21 protein-coding genes and 1 pseudogene are annotated in these 22,791 nt (G+C 61.9%); 4 read left to right on the forward strand and 18 right to left on the reverse strand.

Translation table 11 applies throughout. From position 1 onward, the window contains the following. Positions 1 to 1,295 precede the first annotated feature (1,295 nt). The 4 genes from AC07R0_RS05495 to AC07R0_RS05510 all read right to left on the reverse strand — a co-directional run bounded on the left by AC07R0_RS05495 (position 1,296) and on the right by AC07R0_RS05510 (position 7,764). Positions 1,296 to 3,422, reverse strand: coding sequence for a TIM-barrel domain-containing protein (locus AC07R0_RS05495; protein WP_495104098.1), 2,127 nt, complete (start codon positions 3,420 to 3,422; stop codon positions 1,296 to 1,298). Between the two features lie 63 nt (positions 3,423 to 3,485). After that, entirely contained in the window at positions 3,486 to 4,772 is a 1,287-nt protein-coding gene (locus AC07R0_RS05500) for an ABC transporter substrate-binding protein (protein WP_495104099.1), read from the reverse strand. Positions 4,773 to 5,001: 229 nt separating this feature from the next. Continuing rightward, positions 5,002 to 5,964, reverse strand: a complete 963-nt coding sequence (locus tag AC07R0_RS05505; protein ID WP_495104100.1) for an IS1595 family transposase — start codon at positions 5,962 to 5,964, stop codon at positions 5,002 to 5,004. Between the two features lie 105 nt (positions 5,965 to 6,069). Beyond that, positions 6,070 to 7,764: an EAL domain-containing protein gene (locus tag AC07R0_RS05510; protein ID WP_495104101.1), complete on the reverse strand. Its 1,695-nt coding sequence runs from the start codon at positions 7,762 to 7,764 to the stop codon at positions 6,070 to 6,072. A 349-nt stretch (positions 7,765 to 8,113) separates the two neighbouring features. Between AC07R0_RS05510 and AC07R0_RS05515 the strand changes: the two genes are divergently transcribed. Then, the gene (locus AC07R0_RS05515; RefSeq protein ID WP_495097937.1) at positions 8,114 to 8,743 is read left to right on the forward strand and encodes a YitT family protein; all 630 of its coding nucleotides are present in this window, start codon (positions 8,114 to 8,116) and stop codon (positions 8,741 to 8,743) included. 52 nt (positions 8,744 to 8,795) lie between these two features. Here AC07R0_RS05515 and AC07R0_RS05520 read toward each other — a convergent pair whose 3' ends face one another. Both AC07R0_RS05520 and AC07R0_RS05525 read right to left on the reverse strand, forming a co-directional pair. Further along, complete coding sequence (locus AC07R0_RS05520; RefSeq protein ID WP_495104102.1) at positions 8,796 to 9,260, reverse strand: tellurite resistance TerB family protein; 465 nt, start codon at positions 9,258 to 9,260, stop codon at positions 8,796 to 8,798. Positions 9,261 to 9,306: 46 nt separating this feature from the next. Next, positions 9,307 to 9,552 (reverse strand): oxidoreductase-like domain-containing protein, encoded by a 246-nt coding sequence (locus tag AC07R0_RS05525; protein WP_495104103.1) that lies wholly within the window; start codon positions 9,550 to 9,552, stop codon positions 9,307 to 9,309. Positions 9,553 to 9,798: 246 nt separating this feature from the next. On the opposite strand from AC07R0_RS05525, the gene AC07R0_RS05530 reads away from it, so the two are divergent. Continuing rightward, positions 9,799 to 11,196: a sensor domain-containing diguanylate cyclase gene (locus AC07R0_RS05530; RefSeq protein WP_495104104.1), complete on the forward strand. Its 1,398-nt coding sequence runs from the start codon at positions 9,799 to 9,801 to the stop codon at positions 11,194 to 11,196. Here the strand turns inward: AC07R0_RS05530 and AC07R0_RS05535 are convergent. The 5 genes from AC07R0_RS05535 to AC07R0_RS05555 form a co-directional block, all read right to left on the reverse strand. After that, complete coding sequence (locus AC07R0_RS05535; protein WP_495104105.1) at positions 11,183 to 12,028, reverse strand: peptidoglycan DD-metalloendopeptidase family protein; 846 nt, start codon at positions 12,026 to 12,028, stop codon at positions 11,183 to 11,185. The genes AC07R0_RS05530 and AC07R0_RS05535 overlap by 14 nt on opposite strands. Before the next feature lie 44 nt (positions 12,029 to 12,072). Next, entirely contained in the window at positions 12,073 to 14,109 is a 2,037-nt protein-coding gene (locus AC07R0_RS05540; RefSeq protein WP_495104106.1) for a fused MFS/spermidine synthase, read from the reverse strand. Positions 14,110 to 14,244: 135 nt separating this feature from the next. Then, positions 14,245 to 15,273: a sensor domain-containing diguanylate cyclase gene (locus AC07R0_RS05545; RefSeq protein WP_495104107.1), complete on the reverse strand. Its 1,029-nt coding sequence runs from the start codon at positions 15,271 to 15,273 to the stop codon at positions 14,245 to 14,247. A gap of 9 nt (positions 15,274 to 15,282) precedes the next feature. Beyond that, complete coding sequence (locus AC07R0_RS05550) at positions 15,283 to 16,464, reverse strand: S-methyl thiohydantoin desulfurase domain-containing protein (RefSeq protein ID WP_495104108.1); 1,182 nt, start codon at positions 16,462 to 16,464, stop codon at positions 15,283 to 15,285. 298 nt (positions 16,465 to 16,762) lie between these two features. Then, positions 16,763 to 16,978, reverse strand: a complete 216-nt coding sequence (locus AC07R0_RS05555; RefSeq protein ID WP_495075925.1) for a hypothetical protein — start codon at positions 16,976 to 16,978, stop codon at positions 16,763 to 16,765. 342 nt (positions 16,979 to 17,320) lie between these two features. Here AC07R0_RS05555 and AC07R0_RS05560 point away from each other — a divergent pair, with 342 nt between their 5' ends. Continuing rightward, complete coding sequence (locus AC07R0_RS05560) at positions 17,321 to 17,866, forward strand: ferritin-like domain-containing protein (protein WP_495075924.1); 546 nt, start codon at positions 17,321 to 17,323, stop codon at positions 17,864 to 17,866. Between the two features lie 106 nt (positions 17,867 to 17,972). Here the strand turns inward: AC07R0_RS05560 and AC07R0_RS05565 are convergent, their stop codons facing one another. The 3 genes from AC07R0_RS05565 to trxC form a co-directional block, all read right to left on the reverse strand. Further along, positions 17,973 to 18,221, reverse strand: coding sequence for a hypothetical protein (locus tag AC07R0_RS05565; RefSeq protein WP_495075923.1), 249 nt, complete (start codon positions 18,219 to 18,221; stop codon positions 17,973 to 17,975). A 141-nt stretch (positions 18,222 to 18,362) separates the two neighbouring features. Beyond that, complete coding sequence (locus tag AC07R0_RS05570) at positions 18,363 to 19,418, reverse strand: alkene reductase (protein ID WP_495104109.1); 1,056 nt, start codon at positions 19,416 to 19,418, stop codon at positions 18,363 to 18,365. A gap of 106 nt (positions 19,419 to 19,524) precedes the next feature. Then, positions 19,525 to 19,962 (reverse strand): thioredoxin TrxC, encoded by a 438-nt coding sequence (trxC, locus tag AC07R0_RS05575; protein WP_495104110.1) that lies wholly within the window; start codon positions 19,960 to 19,962, stop codon positions 19,525 to 19,527. Between the two features lie 109 nt (positions 19,963 to 20,071). Here trxC and AC07R0_RS05580 point away from each other — a divergent pair, with 109 nt between their 5' ends. Further along, positions 20,072 to 20,983: a M14 family metallopeptidase gene (locus AC07R0_RS05580; protein WP_495104111.1), complete on the forward strand. Its 912-nt coding sequence runs from the start codon at positions 20,072 to 20,074 to the stop codon at positions 20,981 to 20,983. Between the two features lie 55 nt (positions 20,984 to 21,038). Here AC07R0_RS05580 and udk read toward each other — a convergent pair whose 3' ends face one another. From udk to AC07R0_RS05600, 4 genes and pseudogenes are all read right to left on the reverse strand, one after another. After that, positions 21,039 to 21,695 (reverse strand): uridine kinase, encoded by a 657-nt coding sequence (gene udk, locus AC07R0_RS05585; RefSeq protein WP_495104112.1) that lies wholly within the window; start codon positions 21,693 to 21,695, stop codon positions 21,039 to 21,041. A 56-nt stretch (positions 21,696 to 21,751) separates the two neighbouring features. Continuing rightward, a pseudogene (locus AC07R0_RS05590) lies at positions 21,752 to 22,074 on the reverse strand (hypothetical protein). Positions 22,075 to 22,141: 67 nt separating this feature from the next. Further along, positions 22,142 to 22,339, reverse strand: a complete 198-nt coding sequence (locus AC07R0_RS05595) for a type II toxin-antitoxin system RelE/ParE family toxin (RefSeq protein ID WP_495104251.1) — start codon at positions 22,337 to 22,339, stop codon at positions 22,142 to 22,144. A 92-nt stretch (positions 22,340 to 22,431) separates the two neighbouring features. Further along, positions 22,432 to 22,665, reverse strand: coding sequence for an addiction module protein (locus AC07R0_RS05600; RefSeq protein ID WP_495104113.1), 234 nt, complete (start codon positions 22,663 to 22,665; stop codon positions 22,432 to 22,434). Positions 22,666 to 22,791: the final 126 nt, after the last annotated feature.

Here is a 22,791-nt window from a genome sequence, read left to right on the forward strand (position 1 = left end):
ACTATTGCGAGACATGGTTAGCCTACCAGGGCGGCAGCAAATTCCCGGCCCATGTCCTTGCCATCACACCGGCGTCGTTGTTTTGATTCAAGGCGCCAAATCGCCAAGGTTCCCGTATCTCGATCCTGTTGCATATATTGACCTCGAATTGACCTCGATTGACGCGCAGTCAGATGCCACCCGTCGATGCTTCTATCTTCGTCAGCAAAGACCGGTTGGGACTTGATTTGAGTCAATGTCCGATGTGACATTAGGGACAGCCCACTGCAATAATTTTTGTTGTTGCAGGATGCAACATTACACTGGCGTAGCCACTCCATCCTGTGTGAAACGGCTGCCGACAGCGTCGACCAAGAAGGTCCGGACCGGCCCCGCATTTTTCAGGTCGCGGTGCACCACTAGCCAGGTGTCCCGAGCGAAGGATGGCCTATCATCTTCGACACGCTGTAGGGTCAAGTCGTAACGGCTGCACTGCGCATCCCGGCTCTCAACCTGGAGCAGGGCTGCTCATTCCGGGCGGCAGGTGTGTTGAATTTCCTGGCTGTCTTGCCATGGTTCAATATATTGGAGTACTGGCAGATGGTGCTCTCAAAGCGACTGGGCCGCTCCGCCGAAGACATTCTTGATAGCCGCCTGCTGGCGGCAGATTTTTCAGATGACAGTGTTCACGTCCAATTTAAGGATGGCTCCGATCTGACATTTCAGCGGGCGTTTTACGTTGGTGAAACACCCGTTAATGCGGTCTTCCATCGAGTCGCAGTGTTTACAGACTCTTGCGGGTACCACGAGTTTTGGATTGACCCAGGCGATCGTATTTGGACATCCGCGAAAAGGTAGCCGTGCAACAACTCGGGAATAACTGCGATGCGCTGATAGCCATGGTGGCAATCGAAGGCATCCAGGCATAAATTGCCAGGTCCAAAGATTGAGAAAAATTCCTTGTGACTTAGGGAGCCCGTGTCAGTGCAGCGCGCATGAACAGCAGGTGACTGCCGGTCCAACCCATGCGGCGTGCGAAACGCAACATCTAGCGACCGCTGGCTGTACATCGTTGGCGAACAACAGCTGGCCTTCAAGCGCAGCAATCCACAGTTGCAGCTCGAAAAGTTCAGAGTTAAGTGATGAAAATACGTCTAAATTCAGAGTTAGATGAAACAAGAGTTCAAAGCTGGTTGAGCAAAATTTTCGCAAGTACTTGATGCACATCACCCTTGAATTCAGAGTCAAATGAATGTCGACATCCCGGTGCAGTGTCAATGCCGAAAAGTTACTGTCTGACACGTGTGAACAGGCTCTTAGAACCGGCGGGTTTCTGCCACCGGGTCGTCGAACCTGGGGATTTGGCCCGTCTGAGGCCGAGCGCAGGGAATGGCCGCGCCGGCACGGGCAAACAAAGGCAGTTGCACCAGCGGTGCGTCAACGGTGTGCCACTGGCCGCTGGCAAAAGCTGTACCGGTCTGGAAATCGAACCATTGCGCGTCATCTGCCAAGGTTGGCAGGTAGACGTGGCGAGTGGTGGCGCCTGCCTCGACCACGGGGGCTACAAGCAATGAGCGGCCCAACATGAAGTCGTCGCAGTCTTCCAGGCACTGTACATCCTCCGGGAAATCGTAAAACGTGGGGCGGATGATGGGCTCGTGGTGCTGGCTGGCGCGTTCGAACAGCGACCATAGGTAGGGCATCAGGCGGTAGCGCAGCTCGATCGCCTGGCGGATGGCCGGCGTCACCTCCGGGTGCATCCAGGGCACGCTGGTTACGCCACCAGCCTTCCAGGAGTTGACGATCGCACGTGGGTTCAGGCAGCAGGCCTGTACCCAGCGCAGAAAGAGTTCCGGCTCGGGCAGGGGGCCATGGAAGCCCCCGATGTCGTGGCCAATGTTGAACATGCCCGACAAGCTCATTTGCAAGCCCATGCGCAGGTTCCAGCGCAGCGTGTGCCAACTGGTGGTGTTGTCGCCGGTCCAGGTCTGGGCATAGCGCTGGATACCGGGCATGCCGCCCCGGGTGACGGTGTAGACCTGCTTATCCTTGGCGCGTTCCTGTTGCGCCTCAAACGTGGCCCGGGTCATGAGCAGCGGGTGGAGTGCGCGCGCGCGGTGCATGGGGATAGGGCGCCCGAAACCCGCACATTGTGCGTCTTCGTCCTGTATCGAATATTCGTTGTTGTCATTCCAGCCCACGTCGATGCCGTAGTCCAGCACCTGCTGCCGTAGCCCGTCCTGCCACCACTGAATGGCCGCTGGCTGGGTGAAGTCCAGGTGCGAACCCACGCCGTCCCAGAATGGTTCGACTATGGGCCTGCCTGTGTGGGCGTCGGCCACAAACGCACCCTGGGCCTTGGCTGCCTCATAGGCCGGGTGATCGTCCAGCAGGCAGGGTTTCAGGTTGGCCACGATGTGCATGCCGTGGCTGTGAAACTTGGCGTTCAATGCCTTGGGGTCGGGAAACTTGTCGCGGTTCCAGGTGAACACATAGCGCCGCTTGCCACGGCTGGAATAACCCGAGCCGTAGTGGAAGGAGGAGATGGGAATGCGGTTGGCGACGGCTTCGTCAATGAACTTCGAGAGATGGTTCTGGGCGTCGGGTTGGTCGGTTAGGCCCATGGCGGTTTGCGCAAAGCCCAGTGTCCAGCGCGGTGGCAGGTGGCTCCCGCCAATCAACTGGACGAACTGCGCAATCACCTCGGCTGGCGTGCGGCCGACCATCAGGTAGTAGTCCAGATCGCCGTCTTCAATCTCCACATAGCGGTAGAAGTCGTGGTAGTTGTCGTGCTCGCAGCCCAGGTCAAAAGTGCAGTTGGCCAGCGTGTCATAGTAGATCCCCACCCACTGCCCATTGGCCGCGCGGCTGATGATGAATGGCCAGTGTTTGTATAACGAATCGCCATGTTTCGGGGCGTAGCCCATCGCGTCAAACGCCGCAGTACGCAGTCGGCGGCCGTGCAGATTGAGCGGTCCGGTCTTGTCTCCCAAACCGTAGTAGCGGTCTGTGGTGTGGCGCTCCAGGTAGTGGCGCACTAGGCCTCCGCGCGATTGGTGCAAATAGGCCGTGGTTTTGCGGTCGTTCGCCACCGGCGTGTCGGCCCCGAAGGCGTGCCATTGCAGGTGCAGCGGTGCCGCGCCTAAAGTGACGGTGAGTTGTTCGGTGCCGAAGCTGCCCTGTGTGGCGTGTGTAATTGGCGGCTCGAAGCCAGACCCGTCGTCACGCTCGCGTCCTTCCCAGGGTACGTCGGGACCTGGCTGCGGGGCGATGGCCCAGGTTCGTGGCTCGCGCCAGCCATCGGCCGGGCGAAGCATCACCCGCGCCATGGTGGGGGAAACAAATCGCACGCTGAATTCGGCTCCATCGTCGAGCTGGGCGCGCGCGACGCGGGTAGTGTCATTTCCTTCCAGCGACCAGATTTCGGTTTTCCACGGTTTCATAGGGGTGCTTTTGCTGCAGTCAGATCGTTAAGGTGCTCGCCAGGAGTTGGGGCAGGCACGCGGCTACTTTTGGGCCTGCTTCACGGCCTCGGCCATGTCGGCGTTGATTTTGTTGATCACCTCCTCCACGCCGATCTCACCGACGATGGCTTGGGTGACGCGGCTGACGGTGGGGAGCATCAAGGCGCGGTTGTACTTGTAGCCCTGGTACTGGTAAGCAGCGGGTGCGATCGTGCTGGTGCCGCTGCTGAAGATGGTGAGCGCGGCCTTGGCCTGTGGGCCGGCAGTAGGGTAGTCGACGCCCTTGGCGGCTACGCCTGCATGCGCCGAGATCGTATTGGTGCGCGATGCAAACTCGGCAACATTGGCTTCCTGCGCCATGAAGTCCAGGAATTGCCCGACTTCCTTGGGCGACTTGGTCGTCTTCAATGCCACCCAGGCAGCGCCGCCCGGCATGCCCGAGCAAGCGGCCGGGCCGCACGGGTTGGGTGCCGCTATCCAGTCAAAATTGTTGCCTATTTCTTTTTGCAGGCGGGCTATCTGCCATGAACCGGACAGCACCATCACCACGCGTCCGTTTTTGAACTCATTGATGGAATCGGCGTAGGTAGAGCCACCCGAGCCACCCCAAACGTCCTTGAGAATCGTGCCATCCTTGTGCCAGCCGACAAATTTCCGAATGGCCGTCTTGTAGCCCTCATCCAGCATAAGTTCGCCCTTGGCATCGAACAGCTTGGCGCCATAGCTGACGGCCGGACCTGCAAAGCGGTGGCCGGATCGGTCCCAGGCCATGGCGGCAGGCGTTTGTGTGGCCTTGGCCACCTTGCGGCTTGCTTCCACCCACTCGTCCCAACTCGCCTTGGGGCCGGGCAGTGCAACCTTGGCTTGGTCAAACAGAGTCTTGTTCACGAACGGGCCGGTCATCGTCAGCTGCGACATGAAGCCGTAGATGCCGTTGTCGGCGGCATTCGCGCGCAACCACGGAAGTGTGCTGCCAAAGTTGTTGGTCCAATACTTGCGGTCTTTCAGATAAGGGCCGATGTCCAGATAGAACCGTGTCAGCCCTCCCAGGTCGGTTACCCGCGCAATGTCCGGCCCCTCACCCGCGGCCAACTGCGCTGGAAGCTGTTCCAGAATAGTTTTGAATGGAACCGTATCCACAATGATTTTGGTGCCCGGATTCTTGCTCTCGAACCGCCGAGCCAGCTCATTGGTGACATCGCATTCGTTGCCGTCCTGGTAGCACATCACGCGCACTTCGGCAGCCGATGCAGCAAATGCGGTAGCTGAAATGACGGCGACCGCAAGGCCCATCCAGGTCGTGCGAGTCCGGAAATGGGAAGCCTGCATAAATTTGTCTCCTCTGATGTAAGAGCGGGAGCGTGCGAAGTAAAAGACCCAAACCAAGCAGATAAAGGGTCAAATCGAGCTGTTATTGAAATACTAAACTACTAATGTATTAGCTATCCTGGGGCAAACCCTGCACGCCGCTGGCGTTATTTGCGCTGGCATGGCCGTCAGGGCTTATGGGAAGTGGCGCCTGGAAAGCGCGCCGCTTTTGTGGAATAAAACAGCCTGATTAGCTACTTGCCTCAGAGTATCGAAGAACAGTCAATGGAAGTGGCTGGGTCGTCACAGCCGCGCGCAGCAGACGCGGCAGCATGGCGGCCAAGTCAAATCTGCGGTTGAAGCGGTACGCAAACTCGGCTAGGTAGCGCGCAGCGTACTTGGCATATGCCACCGAATGGTAGGTTCCACTCAGCGCCGTCTTCACGTTGCCCAGTACCGTATTCACCCATTTGAACGCGGGCATCTGGGCCGCTTGTCGGCCACTGCCCGTGACGTAGCGTTCGTGGGTAGCGCCCATGTGCGTGACCTGTGCGAAGCAAGCCGTCCCATCAGACACCACACGCGCCGTCGGCGCCAAGCTGTGCAACGCCCAGTCCTGGAGCGCCTGCTTGGTAAACCCGGCAACCGGGCTCAGGCGCATGAACAGCGGTTTGCCATCCGGCGTTGTTTGCACCGCCGCCACGAAGGCGGTTTTGTTCAGCCCGCCTCGGCCTCCATGGATATGGCCAGCCCGCTCCCCACCCAGATACGCATCGTCAATTTCCACCCGCCCATCCAGGCGCCGGGGCTCTTCGCGCAGCCGCATAGCCTCCAGCAGCTTGTGCTTCACTAACCAGGCTGTCTTGTAGCTCACCCCGAGCTGGCGTTTAAGCTCCATGGCACTGATGGAGTTCTTGCTTTGTGTCAGCAGGTACAGCGCCAGGAACCAGACCGTCAAGGGCAGTTTGGTGTGTTCAAACACCGTGCCCACGATGCTGGAGGACTGGTAGCCGCAGATCACACACTCCCACAACTGGCGGCCTGTACCGTTACGCGTTTGAAACGAACGCGAACACCCGCAGTGCGCACAATGCCAGCCCTGGGGCCATCGCATAGCGAACAAGGCGTCTTCGCACTGCGCTTCGCGACCGTACTGACTTTGGAAGTCCGGCATAGACAGGCCGGGCTGGAATTGGATGCGGTTCATAGGCATAGGGCACCTCGCACACAACTGGATGAAACACCAGTATGGCGCATCTGAACCAAAATTCAAGTCTGTCTGAGGCAGGTAGCTAATCAGGTAAAACAGCCTGCTGCGCTAGCGCAGCAAGCGTCCCAAGCTATCAATAAAGGAGCGGGTCGGGCCAGCACTGTCGGGCTTGTCTGCGGTGCGCAGGTCGAAGTCGTCGCCCAGGCTATCCTGTATCTGCAAGTGCCGGATGAAGGCCGCTAACGGCATGGGTTTGGCGTAGTGGTAGCCCTGGCCGTAGCGCACGCCCATGGCCTGTAGTTGCTCGGCCTGGCCTTGGGTTTCTATGCCTTCGGCCACCACCTTGCTGTTGACGGCTGTAGCGATGGCGATGATTTCGGGGATCAGGCTGGAGCGCAGGGTGAGGTCCTCCATCTCGAACACGAAGGACTTGTCAATCTTCAGGTAGTCAGGGGCGACCTTCTTCACCATGCCCAGGTTGGAGTAGCCGGTGCCGAAGTCGTCGATGGAGATCAGGAAACCGTCAGCCTGCAGGCGCTGCAACTCGGGCACGATGGCCGGTGCGAAGTTGTATTCGGTCACCTCCAGCTCCACCTGCAGGTCGTTGCGGTTCAGCGGCTGCAGCACCTGCTTCAGGTGTGGCGACAGTGTGGCGTGGCGCAGGTTTTGCGGAAAGAAGTTCAGGGCCACCTTGAACCCTTGAGCTTGCGGCGGCAGGGCTTCGCCCAGCTCACGCAGGCCGCGCGCGCTGACGGCGGTGTCAAACACCCAGCCGAGCTTTTTGCCCAGCACGGCGGGGATGAACTGGTCGGGGAAGAGCAGCTTGTCGCCGTCATTCAGCCGTGCCAGCACCTCACAGCCCACGGTGCGGCCGGTGGCCAGTTCGATGATGGGCTGGTAGTGGCAGACCACGTTGTCGGCTACGCACAGGAAACGGATGCGGTGCTCCATGGACTGGAAGTACCGGCAGCGCCGCGTCACGAAATCGGTCGCCAAAAAGGCCAGCAGCAGGCATACGGCGCCCCCGCCCAGGCTGAGCAACAGGTGTTTTTTGAAGAAAGCCTGGGGCCACAGAATCGTCTGGACCGTTATCGGGCTGACCCCCGGCACCGTGGTGGTGACCAGGAACAGCGCATTTTCCCAGTCCAGGCGGACATGCGGGGTGGTGGGGCTGGCCATCGTGTCGGTGTAGCGGGCCCACTTGCTTTTGAAGATCTTGGTGCGCTGCCGCGCGTTACCGGCCCAGACCGCATCGGTGTATTGCTGAAAGCTTTCTGGCACCCGGTCGGAACCTATGGCCACCTGGAACGGCCCCCGCTCTATCACGGTGGTGCGGACTTCTCCTTTGGCGAGCTGTATCGGCGCACCCAGGAAATAGTGCCCGATGGAGCCATCGATGCCGCCCACGTTGGGTGCTCTCGGTGCGTCGAGCAAGCCCAGCTCGGTGGTGCAGTACACCTGGTGCTGGCTGTCCAGCAGCTGGATGCTGCGGATGAACTGGTATTCAAACAGCAGGCTGCGCAGCGCGTTGAGGTTGCTGGCGCTGCAATCGGGACTGAAGTTGCTATTGAGTTGGGTCAGCATCTGCCCTGCATCGAATTGCAGCGCCTGCATATTGCGCAATACGATGGCTTGCCCGCTTTCTACATCGCGCAGCAGGGACTGGAATACCAAGCCGCACGCCGCCAGGGCCAGCGTAAGAGCCAGCGAGTAGCCACACACCATGCCGACCAGCCGGGGGTATCGGCCCAGGGTGCGGGTGATGGCGACCAGGTAGTCGCTCTGGCGTGGGCTCAGCTTCATGTCTGCTGTTCAGTGGGAGCGGGTTGGCTACACGCTGCCGGTGCTTCGCAAGGTGCATGATCCGGAAATGGCAAGAGCCCTTGCATGTGTGGTTCCGTGGCAGATTGGCTGGCAAATGGTGGTTCGCCCGCACTTCGGCATACGGTGTCGGACGTCTGTTGATTATGGGTCGGTTTCGCTTGTTTTCTGTGGCCTATGGGCACGGAGTTTGCGTATAAGTCGCAGCTTGCAGTGGCGGGACTGGTGCGTGCCGGTCCGCTACCATTTGTGGCTTTTTTCCCTTCCTGCTGCCATGCGCTGAGGTGGCCGGTACTGCCATTTTCTGTTTTCCCTGTTCCCCCTATTTCCTATGACCCGTTCTGTGACTGCGCCTCCTGCTACGCCTTTGGCGCGGCATCGCTTCTATGAAGATGCCCTGGCCCTGGCCATCGGCACCTTGTTTCTGGCCTTGGGGGTGGTGATGTTTGGCCACGCGGGTCTGCTCACCGGCGGTACGGCGGGGCTGGCGTTCTTGATCCGCTACGCCACGGGCACCGAGTTCAGCGTGGCCTTCTTCCTGCTGAACCTGCCGTTCTACCTGTTCGCTTGGTGGCGCATGGGCTTGCAGTTCACCGTGAAGACCTTTTGCGCTGTGGCCTTGTTGTCGCTGTTCGCGCACTACCTGCCATATGGCCTGGTGTTTGCGCAGCTGTGGTCGCCGCTGGCGGCCGTGTTGGGCGGGCTGCTGTGCGGCTGTGGCATGCTGATTTTGTTTCGCCACCGGGCCAGCCTGGGTGGCATCGGCGTCGTGGTGCTGTACCTGCAAGACCGCTTTGGCTGGCGCGCCGGCCATCTGCAGATGGGCATAGACGGGTTGATACTGCTGGGCGCCTTCTGGACCACCGATTGGCAGCGCGCGCTGCTGTCGGTACTGGGTGCGCTGGCTATGAACATGACCCTGGCCATCAACCACCGGCCAGGGCGTTATCTGGCGGTGTGAATAGGCCCCTGGCGCAGGTTCTGCCTGCGCTGGTTGCTATCAAAATTGATATTTAAGAGATGAGCCCAGCGGCCTCTTTGGCGCGCATCTTGGCGCCTATGTATTCGCCATGGGTGACGTGCAGCAGGCCAGCGATCTTGCTGATGGCGTGGTGCTCGTAGGCGTCTACCTGGGCGTCGGCATAGGCCACCTGCCACATGGATTCCACGATCTGTATCTTCTGCGCCTGGCTGCAGCTGTCGTTGATGCTGGCCGTGAAGCGGTGGTAGTCGTAGGCGTTTTCGGCAGATTGCTCGGCCTGGGCCAACAGTTGGGCCAGGGCCGCGTCGTCCAGAGCAAAGCGCTGGCGCAGGGCGGCGGCCACGGGTTGGCGCTCGCGCGCGGGCTTGCTGCTGTCGGCCCGCATGACCTCCACCAGCAAAACGGCCGTGGCCAGTTGCAGGGCTTGCTGGCGTTCTTCGGGCGTGGGCTCGGTGTTGACCAGGGTGTCAAAAATATCTTTCAGGGCACGCAGCATGGGGTGTCGTCGGGAAATCGATGAGAGGGTGAAGGAACGGAGCCTGCTAAGCGGCAGTTGGTTCCCCGGTCTGCAGGACCAGCAGCGCGTCTTCGCGCCAGAAAACGGCGGCCGCCAGAAAGCCCTCCCATACGCAGCCGTTGCAACCGCGGCCACAGCAACTGCTGGGCTCTGGCGGTGGCGGTGGCGGGCGCAGGGTGGTGCCGCGCAACTGCGCCTGTTGCAGCAGCAGCTGGAACATCCGCACAGCGGCATCGCGGTCGGTAGGGTAGGGCACTGCGGCCGTGGTCATGGGCGGGGTATATCCAAAAAATTCCTGAATATTATGCCCTCCAGCGCAGGTGAACCGTGCGCAGGGTGCTATGAAAAGAATAGTAAAGAGGGTGCCGGTCGATGCCCACGCATGGGGTTCGAAATCTCTTGCCAAAGCCTCATGCTTTAAGCTCGCCCCATTTTTCGAGCGTGGACTGGCATGGGCATGCTGCCTGCTTAGCCTCGCGACGCTTGCACCCCTGACGCATCCCAAGACATAAGCCCTATGCCTGAAGCTATTCACCAGTCTGTCGCCACCTCCATGCAGCGCAGGTTTGCGACCCTGTTGGTGATGTTGATCGTGTTGGTTGCCGTGGCCACCATCCCGCATGCAGAAGCCCCCTTGCCGGTGGTGGCGCCGTTCCTACCGATATTTGCGGCCGTGGTGTCTCTGACCGAAGGCCTGACGGCCTACCTGCTGATGGTCCAGTACCTGACTACCCGGCGCCTGTACCTGGTGCCCATGGCCTGCGCTTATATGTATGTGGCTCTGATGGTGTCCATCCAGCTGCTGGTCTTTCCCGGGGTGTTTGGCCCGGCTGGCTTGCTGGGGGGCAATAACCAGTCCGCCGTCTGGCTATGGGTGCTGTGGCATGGCGGCTATCCGCTGCTGATTTGCGTGTCCGTGCTGCTGCGCGACTGGGGCCGCTTGCGAGAACTGGAGCGGCGCGTGTCCACGCGCCAAGGGTTGTTGCTGTTCCTGGGCGCACCCTTGCTGGCCTGGCTGGCGGCCTACCTGGCCCTGCGCGTGGATTTGCCGCAGCTGATCAATGGCAATAACTTCAAGACCCTGAGTGCCAGTGCGGAGGGGTGGACGGTCTGGTGCCTCAACCTGCTGGCCGTGGCACTGGTGCTGCGACCCCGGAAAAAAAGCCTGGATATCGTCAGCCTGTTTCTCTTCGTGGCCGTGCTGGCCTCGCTGGCCGATGTATCGCTGACCCTGCTGTCCTCGGCCCGCTACAGCACCGGCTGGTATGTGTCGCGCATGCTCAGCATTGTGTCGTCCATGAGCTTGCTTGCCGCGCTGATATTCCAGCTGACCCGGCTGTACCAGGAGCTGTCGGTGTCCCACGCGTCCCTGCTGCGCACCTCGGCGCGCGACGGCCTGACCGGTGTGTTCAACCGCCGCAGCTTTGACACCGCGGCCCAGGCCGAATGGCTGCGTGCCCAGCGTAATGGCGAAGTGCTGTCCCTGGTGCTGCTGGATGTAGACCATTTCAAGCGCTACAACGACCATTTCGGCCATGTGCAGGGCGACGCCTGCCTGCGCGCCGTGGCCCAGGCGCTGGCCCAGACCGTCAAGCGGCCGGCCGATATGGTGGCCCGTTACGGCGGCGAGGAATTCGCCATGCTGCTGCCCGGCACCGCAGGCGACTCCGCTTTGCGCCTTGCCGAGAAAGCCCGGCTGGCCGTGGTTGCGCTGCAGATACCCGCCAGTACGGCGGGCCAGCACGTATCGCTCAGCGGCGGCTGTGTCACCTGGCACGAGGCGTCTGCCTACCAGTCTCTGGAGGAACTGCTCACCGCGGCCGACCAGGCCCTCTACCAGGCCAAGGCCCAGGGCCGCAACCAGGTCTGTGCGGTGCAGGAGCCGCTAGTGGACAACGGCTTTAAGCCGCAATAAACAGCGCCGGGTCCACCATGGCCCGGTTCAGGCAGACGGACCAATGCAGGTGTGGGCCGGTGACACGGCCGGTGGCACCCACAGCGCCCAGGCGTTGACCGGTGCGCAGCTGTTCGCCGGGCTGTACGTCGATCGCGCTCAGATGGCAGAACATTCCCAGCAGGCCGCCGCCATGGTCCAGCCACACGGTGTTGCCGTTGAAGAAATAGTCGCCCGTGTCCAGCACCCGGCCAGGCAGCGGTGCCAGCACCGGCGTGCCGGTGGCGGCGGCGATGTCCATGCCGCTGTGCGGGTTGCGGGCCTGGCCGTTGAACACGCGGCGCAGTCCGAACGAGCTGGAGCGCCGCCCCGGCACCGGTACCCGCATGGCGAACGACTCTGGTAGCGGTTCGCTGAATCGGGCCATGACCTCGGCCAGATGGCTGTGCTCCCGCTCGTAGCGGGCCTCGTCGGCGGGCGACAGGTCTACCGTGCCAGGCGCCACCTTCAGCCGCTGCTCGCGGTACTGCTTGGGGCCCACGTGGTACGCCACCTGCCGGCTGCCTCCCTCGGCATTGCGCACGGTGATGGCGGCTTCACCCACCGGGGCCGCCAGCGGAATGCCGACCAGTGCCGTCCATTCGATTGCATCGCCCAGTACCAGCAGGGGTACGTCGGCGGCGAACGCTGTGGGCCGCTGCGCCGCCGGTCCGAGCGACAGGCGGGCTACGCCGCCGGGTACGTGCAGGTCTTGTGGCCAGACGGTGGGGGCGGGTGGCGCGGCGAATAACTGGGTGGTCGGCAGGGCTGCCAGGGTGGCGAGCAGGCTGCGGCGGTTTAAAAAAAATGGCATGGGGGCGGAACAAAAAAAAGCAGCCCGCAGTATCGGTCAAACCACTATTTCAGCACCCCGAACAGGTTGTTGAAATCATCGGTCCACAGCCGCAGGCCGGGGATCTGAGGGACGGGGCTGCTGGCGTTGTGGATTGGCGCCATCTGCATGCGCTGGGCGCTACGGCTGACCAGTATCCAGTCGGTGCGGCGCAGGTCGCTGTCTTCGGCCTCGTCGTGCACAAAGGCGATGTGTAGGCCCTGGGCCAGGGCGATTTTCTCCACCACCGGGGCCAGGTTCAGGAAGCGGTTGGTGACGTGGAAGGCGATGATGCCCTCGGGTTGCATGTGGCGCAGATAGACCTGCATGGCCTCTGCGGTGATCAGGTGGATGGGCACGGAGTCGCCCGAGAACGCGTCCACCGCCAGCACGTCGAAGCGCTGCGGCGCCTCGCGCTCCAGCGCCAGGCGCGCGTCGCCCAGCACGCGTTCGATCTGCGCCGGGCTGTCTTTCAAGAAGCTGAATTCGCTGTCGGCAAAGTCGAACACCTGGGGGTTGATTTCATACACCCGGTACACATCGCCGGCGCGGCCATAGCTGGCCAGGGTGCCTGCGCCCAGGCCGATCAGGCCGATCCGGCGCGGCGTGGCCGGTGCGGACAGAATGGCCCGGCCCACGCCCGAGGTCTTGCCGTAGTAGGCCGTGGCCTCGCGGCGTCGGTCGGCCGCCAGGTACTGCTCGCCATGCTTGACCGAGCCGTGGTAGAGCTGGCGCACGCTGCGCGCGGGCTCGTCTTTGTCGATGCTGTCCAGGCTGCTCAGCGTGCCGTAGAAGTTGCGCGCCATGCGCCGCGTGCCGTCCTGCTCGTCGCGCACCTGCTGCCAGGCGAAGTAGCTGCAGGCCAGCACCAGCAGAAGGCAGATACTGGCGAGTAGCCGCTGGCGGCGGAAGACCACCGCGCCCAGCACGGCCACCAACACCAGGCCAATACCCATCTCGTAGTAGGCCGGCAGCACATGCGGCGCGACCAAGCCCACGGTAACGCCGCCCAACGCACCACCCAGCGACAACATCAGGTAGAAGCGCGTCAGGTAGGCATGGTGGGGGCGCATGCTGGCCATTTCGCCGTGCAGAAACATGCACAGCACCAGCAAGCCGGTTACATACAGCGGCACGCCCGTTACCAGGCCATAGCCTATGCCGTCCTGCAGGCCATAGGCGCACAGCAGCAGCGCCACGGCGGTGGCGGGTAGCAGCAGACTGCGGCGGTACCAGCGGTCGCTTTCAAAAGTCAGCACAAAGCTCAGCAGGTAGACCGACAAGGGCAGCACCCACAGGAAGGGAATGGCGGCCACGTTCTGCGTGATGTGGTTGGTCACGGCCAGCAGCAGCCAGGATGCCAGGGCCGGCAGCGCCAGCCACAAGCCATAGGTGCCCAGGCCGGGGGCGGCCTGCGGCAGGCCTGCACCGGATGTGGGTGTGCTGCCTGGACCGGGCGCATAGGGTTTCAAGCCCGCCGCATACAGGCTGGCGGTACCGCACATCAGTACAAAAACCGCATAGCCACAGGACCAGCCCAGGGCTTGCTCCCGCAGCGTGGTGATGGGCTCGATCAGTACCGGGTAGGCCAGCAGCGAAGCCAGCGACGCCAGGTTGGACAGCGAAAAGTAGCGGTACACCTGCACACCCCAGGGGGTGCGCGCTAGCCAGGACTGCACCAACGGTCCGGTGGTGGATAGCAAAAAATAGGGCAGGCCAATCGTGCCCAGCAGCAGGCCCAGGATGCGCAGCGATGGGTCTTCCGCGCCCGTGGGCTTCCAGTGCGCGGCGGTGATGATGGGCAGAAACACCAGGCTGCACAGCAGCAGCGTGCAGTGCACAGCCGCCTGCACGCGCACCGGCCGGCGGGTCAGCCAGTCGGCATAGGCATAGCCGGCCAGCAGCACCACCTGGAAGAACACCATGCATACCGACCACACGGCCGCCGAGCCGCCAAACCACGGCAGGATCTGTTTGGCGATCAGCGGCTGCACCAGAAACAGCAGGAAGGCGCTGCTGAAAATCGTACCGGCGAACAGACTTTTCAAAAGGACAGGGGGCATGGGCTCGTTCCTGGTGGTCGGCGGTGGCGGCCTTGAGGGGGCCGGGGCCTGTCGCAGTGAATGCAACAATCAAGCCACGAAAAATGCTGCTGGCGCTCGCGCTGTGTGCACAAGCTGCTATTTATTCAGTAGCGATCAATCCGAACCGGCTGACTTGGTAGAGGGTACCAGCTGGGGCTTGGTGGGAAGGGGGACGAAAGACTGCACCTGGTTCCTGCCGGTTTGCTTGGCCTTGTACAGCGCCTTGTCGGCGTGGTTGAGCAGCTGCTCAAACGACTCGCCACCCAGGCCCAGCGTGGCCACGCCAATGCTGACGGTGAAGGGCACGCGGTCGCCGTCGTCATTGGCAACCTGCTGCTCCTGTACAGCCTGGCGCAGCGACTCGGCCACCAGGCGGGCATTGCTTCCGCTGGTTTCGGGCAGCATGACCACAAATTCCTCGCCACCCAGGCGGGCCACGGTGTCCAGACCTTCGCGCATGCGCTGGCGGCAGGCTTCGGCCACGGCGCAGATCACCCGGTCGCCCACCGAATGCCCCCAGTTGTCGTTCACCGCCTTGAAGGAGTCGATGTCCACCATCAGCACCGACAGCGGATGCTGGAAGCGCTCGGCGCGTATGCATTCCTTGGCACCCAGCTCCATCAATGTGCGCCGGTTGGCCAGGCCGGTGAGCGAGTCGCTGGCGGCCAGCAGCTCCAGCGTGGCGTTCATGGTTTGCAGCAAGGCGTTCTGCTCGGCCAGCTGGCGGTTGATTTGGGCGATCTCGTCTTCTTTGCGTTTGCGACCATCGATGTTGAAGGTCACGCCGATGAAGCGCTGGCCCCGCTGCAAGCCGGCGGCATCCATCACCCGGCCATAGTTGGCGTACCACACCCAGCTGCCGTCCTTGGCCAGCAAGCGGAACTCGCAGCGGTACTGCGGGGTGCGGCCCTCCAGGTGCTCGCCCACCGCCGTCTGGATCATCTCCAGATCATCCGGGTGGACGAACTCGAACAGGTGGTCCAGGTGGTGCAATACCTCGTCGTCGTTGTAGCCCAGCTCACCAAAGGTCTTCAGCGCCTTGCGGGTGACCTCGCCGGTCAGTAGGTTGTTCTCCCATAAATCCAGACCGGCTGCCTCCAGCGCCAGTTCCAGGCGCTCTTTGTTGAGGTCTTTTTCGTCCATGGCCGGGTTTCAGTACGAGGGCATGGCACCGGCATAACCGATGCTGCGCAGCAGGCTGGCAAACGAGGCCAGCACGCCCGGCGTGGCATACAGCTGGGGCGCGGTGCTCACCTGGATGATGCTGACCATCTTGCCCGTACTCTTGCCGGTGGTCGGGTCGAAATACACCGCCAGATCGTCGCTTGCATTCGAGAAGCCCCGCCCCGTGCTTTCCGAGTAGTAGCAGATCGAGTCCGGCGCGATGATCACCGGTGCCGCGCTTTGGCTGGAATACATGATGAGGTTTTCATTCATGTTGTAAATACTGAACGTTTGCGTACTTTCTGCGGGGTCCTGCGTGTTGTCAAGGCGGATCACCCCAGCATCCAGCGACGCCGCCGTGGTGGCCTGGGTGATGCTGGTGATGTAGAAGTTGCTTACGGCGACGCTGGCGCTGCGCCCGGTCAACTGCGCGATTTGCGCGGCCACGCTGGCAGATGACGGCGGCGTGTCTGCCTCCAGCAGGAACAGGCCCAGATTGCGTGCCTGCGTCAGCGTATCGGGTATGTAGTTGCCGTTCAGGCCAAAGCCGTTGCTGGCGTTGGACGGCCACAGCGCAATGCCGGAAAACCCGCCAAACCCGCCCACCACGCCACCGGCCAGCTTCTCCATCTGGGCGGCCGTGGGGGAGCTCAGCAGAGCCGATTCCACCGTGCTGTAGTCGGCTACGTCGGTGGCCAGGGCGCAGGGGCTGACGGGTAAATTGGCGCCGCCAACGAAGGTAGTCTGCGGTAGCTCTGGCACGGCCCGACCCGCGCCGTCGCCGTCTACGACCCATAGGCCACCGGCTGACGCAGCTGCGCCCAGCAGCGGCACCAGCGAGTTGATGGCCCCAATCTCCACTGGAATGACGCAGCCAGCGCCGTAGCTGGTGGTGGCTTGTTGCAGCCGCAAGGTGTTGGCCACCGAGTTCTGGATATCGACCAGTGTGAGCTGGTCGCCCGCATCGGGCGAGCCCATCATCGCGACCACATAGCTGTTGGTGGCGCCGTCATACGGCTGCACGGTGACGCTGCCCGTCCAGCCGCTGGCGTACAGCTCCTGCAAGATGCTGACCGCATCACGGTAGCTGCCGCCACCGCCGCTGGCCAGGACGGCAGCACCTGCTGCAATGCATTCAAAATCGGCAAACCCATAGTTATAAGAAGTCATCATTTCCTTTGCATGGATGGCAAGACGTAGAAGACGCAACTGCTTGCAGAACAGTCGGATCAAAATGTAACAGGACGTTTGCGCGTGCGTGTGAATTTTTCAAGCACAGACTGTTCCACATGCGTCACGTTGGGCATGTTGCTGCTGTGCAGATGAGGACGTGAATATGCCGCTGGCGCATATATTCAGTGCGTATGCTGCTACTGAAGCGATAGCGTATTTACAGGTATTTTGTTGTGTTTTTACAGCCTGCCGCCTGCAATGCATGGGCTGGCTGGAGCCTGCCGCGCTGCAAAGGCTAGCGCTGTAGTGCAATCTTGTTGTCGCGCAGGTATTCCTGGAACTGCGTCAGCGGTATGGCCGTCAGCCCGGCCACGCCGTTGTCGGCGGTCCAGCTCAGGGTGACGCTGTCGGGCGCCAGCTCAATTTCCACCATGCCCTTCGGAATGGTCATGGGGGCTCCGTCGCCGGGGGTGTAGGTCACGTGGCCGATGATGGTGGCGTACTGGGTCATGGGGGATCCTTTCTCAGTGGGCATGCACTCTGTGCCGTGCGACAGCTTTATTACAGCCGCCAATACCGCCCGTGCCTGTCAGACAAATTCCCGTATGCATGCCGCACAGCGCGCCGAATCACCCGCCAAATAGCCCGGGCCAGCCCTCGCTTGTAAGTTATGTCCTACAAGCCACCATGGGCTTGCCTGACGGACATGGGCCGTCAGCAGGGGGAAGATAGGCTTAGATCGTAAAAACGTTCTTAGCGTTGAAAACAGCCCAGATCCCCGTCCATCGGGTAGCCGAGTGGTCTGCTTTCAGCAAATTGCCACTCCAATGGATTCGCTTGAAAGGATCACACCATGGCCAAGGAAACACTTCTGCACGATGACCAGGACTTCCACCACGGGCAGGGTTTGCCTGGCCCCACCTTGCCCGGCGGGGACCTTCCCATGGGTGACCCAGAGGTTATCAATACCTTGAACGCCCTGCTGGAGGCTACTCGCGATGGCGACTATGGCTTTACTACCGCTGCCGGTTATACCGATTCGTCGCACCTCAAAACCAGGCTGGACCGCCGCGCCAGCGAATGCCGTGAGGCCGGCCAGGAGCTGCAGGCGCTGATCGTCCGGCTGGGCGGCGCGGCGGCCGAGGGCGGCTCGACCGCTGGCGCCTTGCACCGTGGCTGGGTATCGGTGCGCGGTACCTTGAGCCACTACAGCGATGAAGCCATGCTGGAGGAATGCGAGCGCGGTGAAGACGCCGAAATGGCGGCCTACATCAAGGCGCTGACTTCCAATCTTCCGCCCGGCGTGCGCAGCGTGGTGGAGCGCCAGGCCCAGGTCGTGCGCCGCAACCAGGGCGAGGTACAGGCGATGCGCGACTCGCTGCATACCAACCGCCGCTAAGAACTGTAGTTTTAAAGGAAAAGGCCGCCGGCGCAGGTAGCATCTGCGCTGGCTGCTATCAAAAATGAAAAAAGCGGCCGGTGCCGCTTTTTTTGTGAGCAGACGCTCAGTGCGTCACGAATTGGTAGCGCACGTCTTCGCTTTCAATCATGTCCAGCACGTCGTTCAGCACATCCTCGTCGTCGGTGCTGCTCCAGGTTTCCTCCGGATCGCTGGCAAACAGCGGCTCGATGGCGATGTCCATGAACTGTCCGTTTGGCAGCTTCAGCACCTGACCACCCTCCGAAGTCTTGGCCAGTTCCCAGTCATCGGGTACGGACAATTCCAGCTGGATGGTGATGTTGAGTTTTTTCATGCGGATTTCCTTGGTTTGAATGGGCCAAGGGTAACCGAATCGGGGTCGGGCGGGTGGCAACGGTTGTAAGACATTCAGGCCTCTGGCGCAGTGGCTACCTGCGCCAGAAGCTCTTAAAACCGTAGCAGCCCGGCGCCGTGCTTACAGCGTGGGGTAGTCGGTGTAGCCCTTGGCGCCTGGGCTGTAGAAGGTGCTTTGGTCGGGCGTGTTCAGCGGCGCCTTGAGTTGTATGCGTGCGGGCAGGTCCGGGTTGGCCAGGAAGCTGGTGCCAAAGGCCACTGCGTCGAGCTTGCCGGCGCGGATGGTCTCTTCGGCTTCTTCGGCGGTATAGCCCATGTTGCCGACCAGCACGCCCTTGTATTTCTCGCGGGCGATGGTCAGCACATCGCCCTTTTGTGCGCCGAAGAAGTCGGCACGCATCACGTGCAGATAGGCCAAGTTGTAGGCGTTGAGCTTGTCGGCCAGGAAGCTGATCAGTGCCAGCGGATCGCTGTCCTTCATGCTGTTGTAGCTGTTCAGCGGCGACAGGCGCAGGCCTACCTTGTCCGAGCCAATCGCGGCGGTCACGGCGGTCAGCACTTCGAACAGTAAGCGTGCGCGGTTCTCCAGCGAGCCGCCGTAGCCGTCGGTGCGCTGGTTGGGCGTGTCGCGCAGGAACTGGTCGATCAGGTAGCCGTTCGCGCCGTGCACCTCCACGCCGTCAAAACCGGCGGCAATGGCGTTTTTTGCGCCCTGGGCGAAGGCGGCGACGATGGCTGGAATCTCTTCGGCCGTCAGCGCGCGCGGCACGGCATGCGGCACTTTGCCATTTGGGGTGTGGATGTCGCCCTCGACCGCCGTGGCGCTGCTTGATACGATGGGTACTCCACCGTTAATGTCCGGGTGCGCGGCGCGGCCGGCGTGCCAGATCTGCAGGAAGATGCGGCCGCCCTTGGCGTGCACTGCAGCGGTGACCTTCTTCCAGGCGGCAATCTGCGCTTCGTTGTAGATGCCGGGTTCGTTGATGAAAGCCGAGGTGCCGGGCGCCACCATGGTGCACTCGGTGATCAGCAGGCCGCCGGTGGCGCGCTGGCTGTAGTACTCCGTCATCAGGTCGTTGGGCAGGTGCCCGGCGTCGGCGCGGGTGCGCGTCAGCGGGGCCAGCAAGATGCGGTTGGGCAGGGTGAGGGAGCCGAGTTTCAGTGGGTTGAATAGCATGGTGTTGAACCTGAGTGGGTGTAAATGGTTGGATGGGTGAAAGGGAAGTGGACGGTACCAGCCGTGGAATATCGGTGCCGCTGCGGGCAAATGCAATTTGGTGTATTTAGCCGCTGTGCTGCTGCACCCAGCGCACGATGTCGGCCGCACCCATGGCACCGGCCTGGCGGGCGACCTCGCGCCCGCCGACAAACAGCGCCAGCGTCGGAATGCTGCGGATCTGGTAGCGCGCACCCAAGGCCTGGTGAGCTTCGGTGTCCACCTTGGCCACGCGGATGCGCGGCTCCAGCTGGCTTGCGGCCTGCACATAGGCAGGTGCCATCTGCCGGCACGGGCCGCACCAAGGCGCCCAGAAGTCCACCAGCAGCGGTATCTGGTTGCGTTGCAGATGCTTGTCAAATGCGGCGACGTCCAGGTCTACCGGCTTGCCGGTGAACAAGGGCTTTTTACAGCTTCCACAATCTGGCGCGCTGCCGAGCTGGTCGGTGCGCACGCGGTTGGTGGTGTGGCAATGGGGGCAGACGATGTGCAGGGATTCGCTCATTCCATTTAATTGGTGGCGCAGGTCTAGGATTGCAAGGGCTGCAAAGCTTGCGGATCGACGGGCATGGCGACCCCGATAATGCCCCGTCATTTTCTTTAGCCAAGGCCCCATGAGCACCCCCCATTTCTACCCCATAGGCACCCCCGGCCAAGCCTGGGGCGCTGCCGAACTTGCCCAGTGGCGCGCACGCCAGCTGCGCCAGCGCAGCTATGCCGATGATGTGCTGACAGCGGTGGACCGCCTGCGCAACCGCTTCGACGTGGAGGGCTATGCAGAAGTCGTTTATGGCGACGAGCGCTTTGCGCTGCAGGCCATACGCAGCCGTAACTGGAACAACGCCTTGCCCAGCGTGCTGGTCACCGGTGGCGTGCATGGTTATGAAACCAGCGGCGTCTTGGGTGCTCTGCGCTTTGTGGATGCGCATGCCGAAAGCTATGCCGGCCGGGTGAACCTGCTGGTCGTGCCCTGCGTCAGCCCCTGGGCGTATGAGCGCATCCAGCGCTGGAACTTCGACGCCATCGACCCCAACCGCTCGTTCCGTGCGGACAGCCCGGCGCAAGAGTCTGCCGCCCTGATGCGCCTGGTGGCGCCGCTGCGCGGCCAGTTTGCGGTCCATATCGACCTGCACGAAACCACCGACAGCGACGGCTCTGAATACCTGCCCGCCGCGGCCGCGCGCGACGGCAAGCCCTTCGAGTCCCATGGCATCCCCGACGGCTTCTACCTGGTGGACGACACGGCGAACCCCCAGCCTGCGTTCCAGCAGGCCATCATCGAAGCTGTGGAGCAGGTGACCCACATCGCCCCGGCCGACGAGCAGGGCGGCATCATCGGTTCACCCCTTGTGGCCCACGGCGTGATCCACTACGCCATGAAAGCCCTGGGCCTGTGCGCCGGCATCAGCGGTGCCCGCTACACCACTACCACCGAGGTCTACCCTGACAGCCCCCGCGCCACGCCCGAGCAATGTATTGCCGCGCAAGTGGCGGCCGTGTGTGCCGCGGTGGAGTTTGTGGCTTGAATGTGCCGCCAGCGCAGGTGGAATATGCGTAGGCAGCTGCGAAAAGTGTAGCGGGTTAGATTCCTGATCCGCGTTCCAGGTCGCGGATCAGGCTCACCACCTTGGTGGTAATGATGTCCACCGCCGGCCCGTTGGCGCCGTGCGGCAGGATCACATCGGCGCGGCGCTTGGTCGGCTCGATGAACTGCTTGTGCATGGGGCGCACGGTTTCCAGGTACTGGTTGATCACGCTTTCGGCGCTGCGCCCGCGCTCGGCCATGTCGCGCTGCAGGCGGCGGATGAAGCGCACATCGGCAGCGGTATCTACAAAGATCTTCAGCGACATCATCTTGCGCAAATCAGCGTCAAACAGCGCGAACAAGCCTTCGATCACGATCACCGGCGCGGGCTGCACGGTGATGGTTTTGCTGGCGCGGTTGTCCTGGGTGAAGTCGTAGGTAGGGCGCTCGATCGCCTCGCCGCGGCGCAGGGCCTGCACATGCTGCACCATCAAGGGCCAGTCAAACGCGTCGGGGTGGTCGTAATTGGTTTTGCGCCGCTCCTCAGCAGACATATGCGTCTGGTCGCAGTAGTAATCGTCCTGGATCAGCACCGCCGTCATCTCGGGCCCGATGGACGACAGCACCTGGCGCGTCACTGTCGATTTGCCGCTGCCACTGCCGCCTGCGACGCCGATCACGAAGGGTTTGTAGTTGTTGTTAGGTTTACTCATGCGATCTCCGTACCCAGGTAGGCAAAGCCCGCGAGTTTACAAGCCAGGTGCGGGCCTCAGGCCTGCCACACCCCAAACCTCGCCGAGCGCAGGTCGATACCCACCTCGATCTCCTTGTCTACCGCATCTTTGTAGGCCATGGGGTTGAAGGCCTCGTATAGGTCCGGCAGCAGGCGCAGGCGTACTGTTGCACAAAACGGTTGGCCTGGATGCCGGCTTTGTGCTTGTCAAAGCGCACATCCGGGTCCAGCCCTGTCATGCCCACATACACGCAGGGCTTGCCCTCCACATAGCCCGGGTTACCCCTGCGAAAGCGCGGCTCCAGCAGCACGTCTTTGGAGAGTTCGATGACGTAGACGTGGTGGTGTTTGCGGGGCATTGTGCGGGAATCTACAGTAATTGGAGGCCATGCGTAAAAGCCGCCCAAAGCGCAGCAAATGCTGGGGCTAGTTCAGCCTGTTGCGCCAATACCCGGGTTTGCGGTGCTGATGCGCAATGGCCAGGACAAGAATGTCCATGCCGTCCTGGGTATAGACCACGCTGTAAGGAAAACGGCGTAAGCGGCAGCGGCGAATTTGGGGTGTTAGCGGGTGCCAAGCCTGCGGAAACTGCTCTATGAGTTGCAGCGTCTTGAGCGTCTCAATCCGGAAGGCATCGCCTAAGCCCGGGGCCTATTCAGCGTACCAAGTGATGGCCTCGTCCAGCTCGGTTTGGGCCGGCGACAGCAAGCGGATGCTCAGGTGCGGTTGCTGGCAACTTGGTATTTTGCGATCACATCCGATAAGGCGACGGCCTTGATTTCCCCACGCCGGTAAGCGGCCAGCCGGTCGTCTGCTTCTTTGGCCCATAGAGCGTCTAGCGCTGCATCGGGTTGGTCCAGGCTATCGAGAATGCGCTCCACCACTTCCATCCGTTCCGCGGGTGGCAACTGGGCGGCTTGGGCACTCAGGGCTTCGGCGGCGGTGGTCATGGTGGCTCCGTTGGTGAGAGGGTCAGGCGTCACTATAGCGCCACCAAAGCTAGTTGTTTTGGCACGCCTCGTTCATGTGCCAAAACGGCCGCTGCCACAGATATCGCTTGCGTGAGCAACTATAAA

The sequence above is a fragment of the Rhodoferax sp. GW821-FHT07F03 genome, assembly GCF_059418745.1.

Bases quoted from the DNA above. Each gene is read 5' to 3' on its own strand.
- AC07R0_RS05495 (WP_495104098.1), bottom strand. From the start codon at position 3,422: ATGAAACCGTGGAAAACCGAAATCTGGTCGCTGGAAGGAAATGACACT.
- AC07R0_RS05500 (WP_495104099.1), bottom strand. From the start codon at position 4,772: ATGCAGGCTTCCCATTTCCGGACTCGCACGACCTGGATGGGCCTTGCG.
- AC07R0_RS05505 (WP_495104100.1), bottom strand. From the start codon at position 5,964: ATGCCTATGAACCGCATCCAATTCCAGCCCGGCCTGTCTATGCCGGAC.
- AC07R0_RS05510 (WP_495104101.1), bottom strand. From the start codon at position 7,764: ATGAAGCTGAGCCCACGCCAGAGCGACTACCTGGTCGCCATCACCCGC.
- AC07R0_RS05515 (WP_495097937.1), top strand. From the start codon at position 8,114: ATGACCCGTTCTGTGACTGCGCCTCCTGCTACGCCTTTGGCGCGGCAT.
- AC07R0_RS05520 (WP_495104102.1), bottom strand. From the start codon at position 9,260: ATGCTGCGTGCCCTGAAAGATATTTTTGACACCCTGGTCAACACCGAG.
- AC07R0_RS05525 (WP_495104103.1), bottom strand. From the start codon at position 9,552: ATGACCACGGCCGCAGTGCCCTACCCTACCGACCGCGATGCCGCTGTG.
- AC07R0_RS05530 (WP_495104104.1), top strand. From the start codon at position 9,799: ATGCCTGAAGCTATTCACCAGTCTGTCGCCACCTCCATGCAGCGCAGG.
- AC07R0_RS05535 (WP_495104105.1), bottom strand. From the start codon at position 12,028: ATGCCATTTTTTTTAAACCGCCGCAGCCTGCTCGCCACCCTGGCAGCC.
- AC07R0_RS05540 (WP_495104106.1), bottom strand. From the start codon at position 14,109: ATGCCCCCTGTCCTTTTGAAAAGTCTGTTCGCCGGTACGATTTTCAGC.
- AC07R0_RS05545 (WP_495104107.1), bottom strand. From the start codon at position 15,273: ATGGACGAAAAAGACCTCAACAAAGAGCGCCTGGAACTGGCGCTGGAG.
- AC07R0_RS05550 (WP_495104108.1), bottom strand. From the start codon at position 16,464: ATGACTTCTTATAACTATGGGTTTGCCGATTTTGAATGCATTGCAGCA.
- AC07R0_RS05555 (WP_495075925.1), bottom strand. From the start codon at position 16,978: ATGACCCAGTACGCCACCATCATCGGCCACGTGACCTACACCCCCGGC.
- AC07R0_RS05560 (WP_495075924.1), top strand. From the start codon at position 17,321: ATGGCCAAGGAAACACTTCTGCACGATGACCAGGACTTCCACCACGGG.
- AC07R0_RS05565 (WP_495075923.1), bottom strand. From the start codon at position 18,221: ATGAAAAAACTCAACATCACCATCCAGCTGGAATTGTCCGTACCCGAT.
- AC07R0_RS05570 (WP_495104109.1), bottom strand. From the start codon at position 19,418: ATGCTATTCAACCCACTGAAACTCGGCTCCCTCACCCTGCCCAACCGC.
- trxC (WP_495104110.1), bottom strand. From the start codon at position 19,962: ATGAGCGAATCCCTGCACATCGTCTGCCCCCATTGCCACACCACCAAC.
- AC07R0_RS05580 (WP_495104111.1), top strand. From the start codon at position 20,072: ATGAGCACCCCCCATTTCTACCCCATAGGCACCCCCGGCCAAGCCTGG.
- udk (WP_495104112.1), bottom strand. From the start codon at position 21,695: ATGAGTAAACCTAACAACAACTACAAACCCTTCGTGATCGGCGTCGCA.
- AC07R0_RS05600 (WP_495104113.1), bottom strand. From the start codon at position 22,665: ATGACCACCGCCGCCGAAGCCCTGAGTGCCCAAGCCGCCCAGTTGCCA.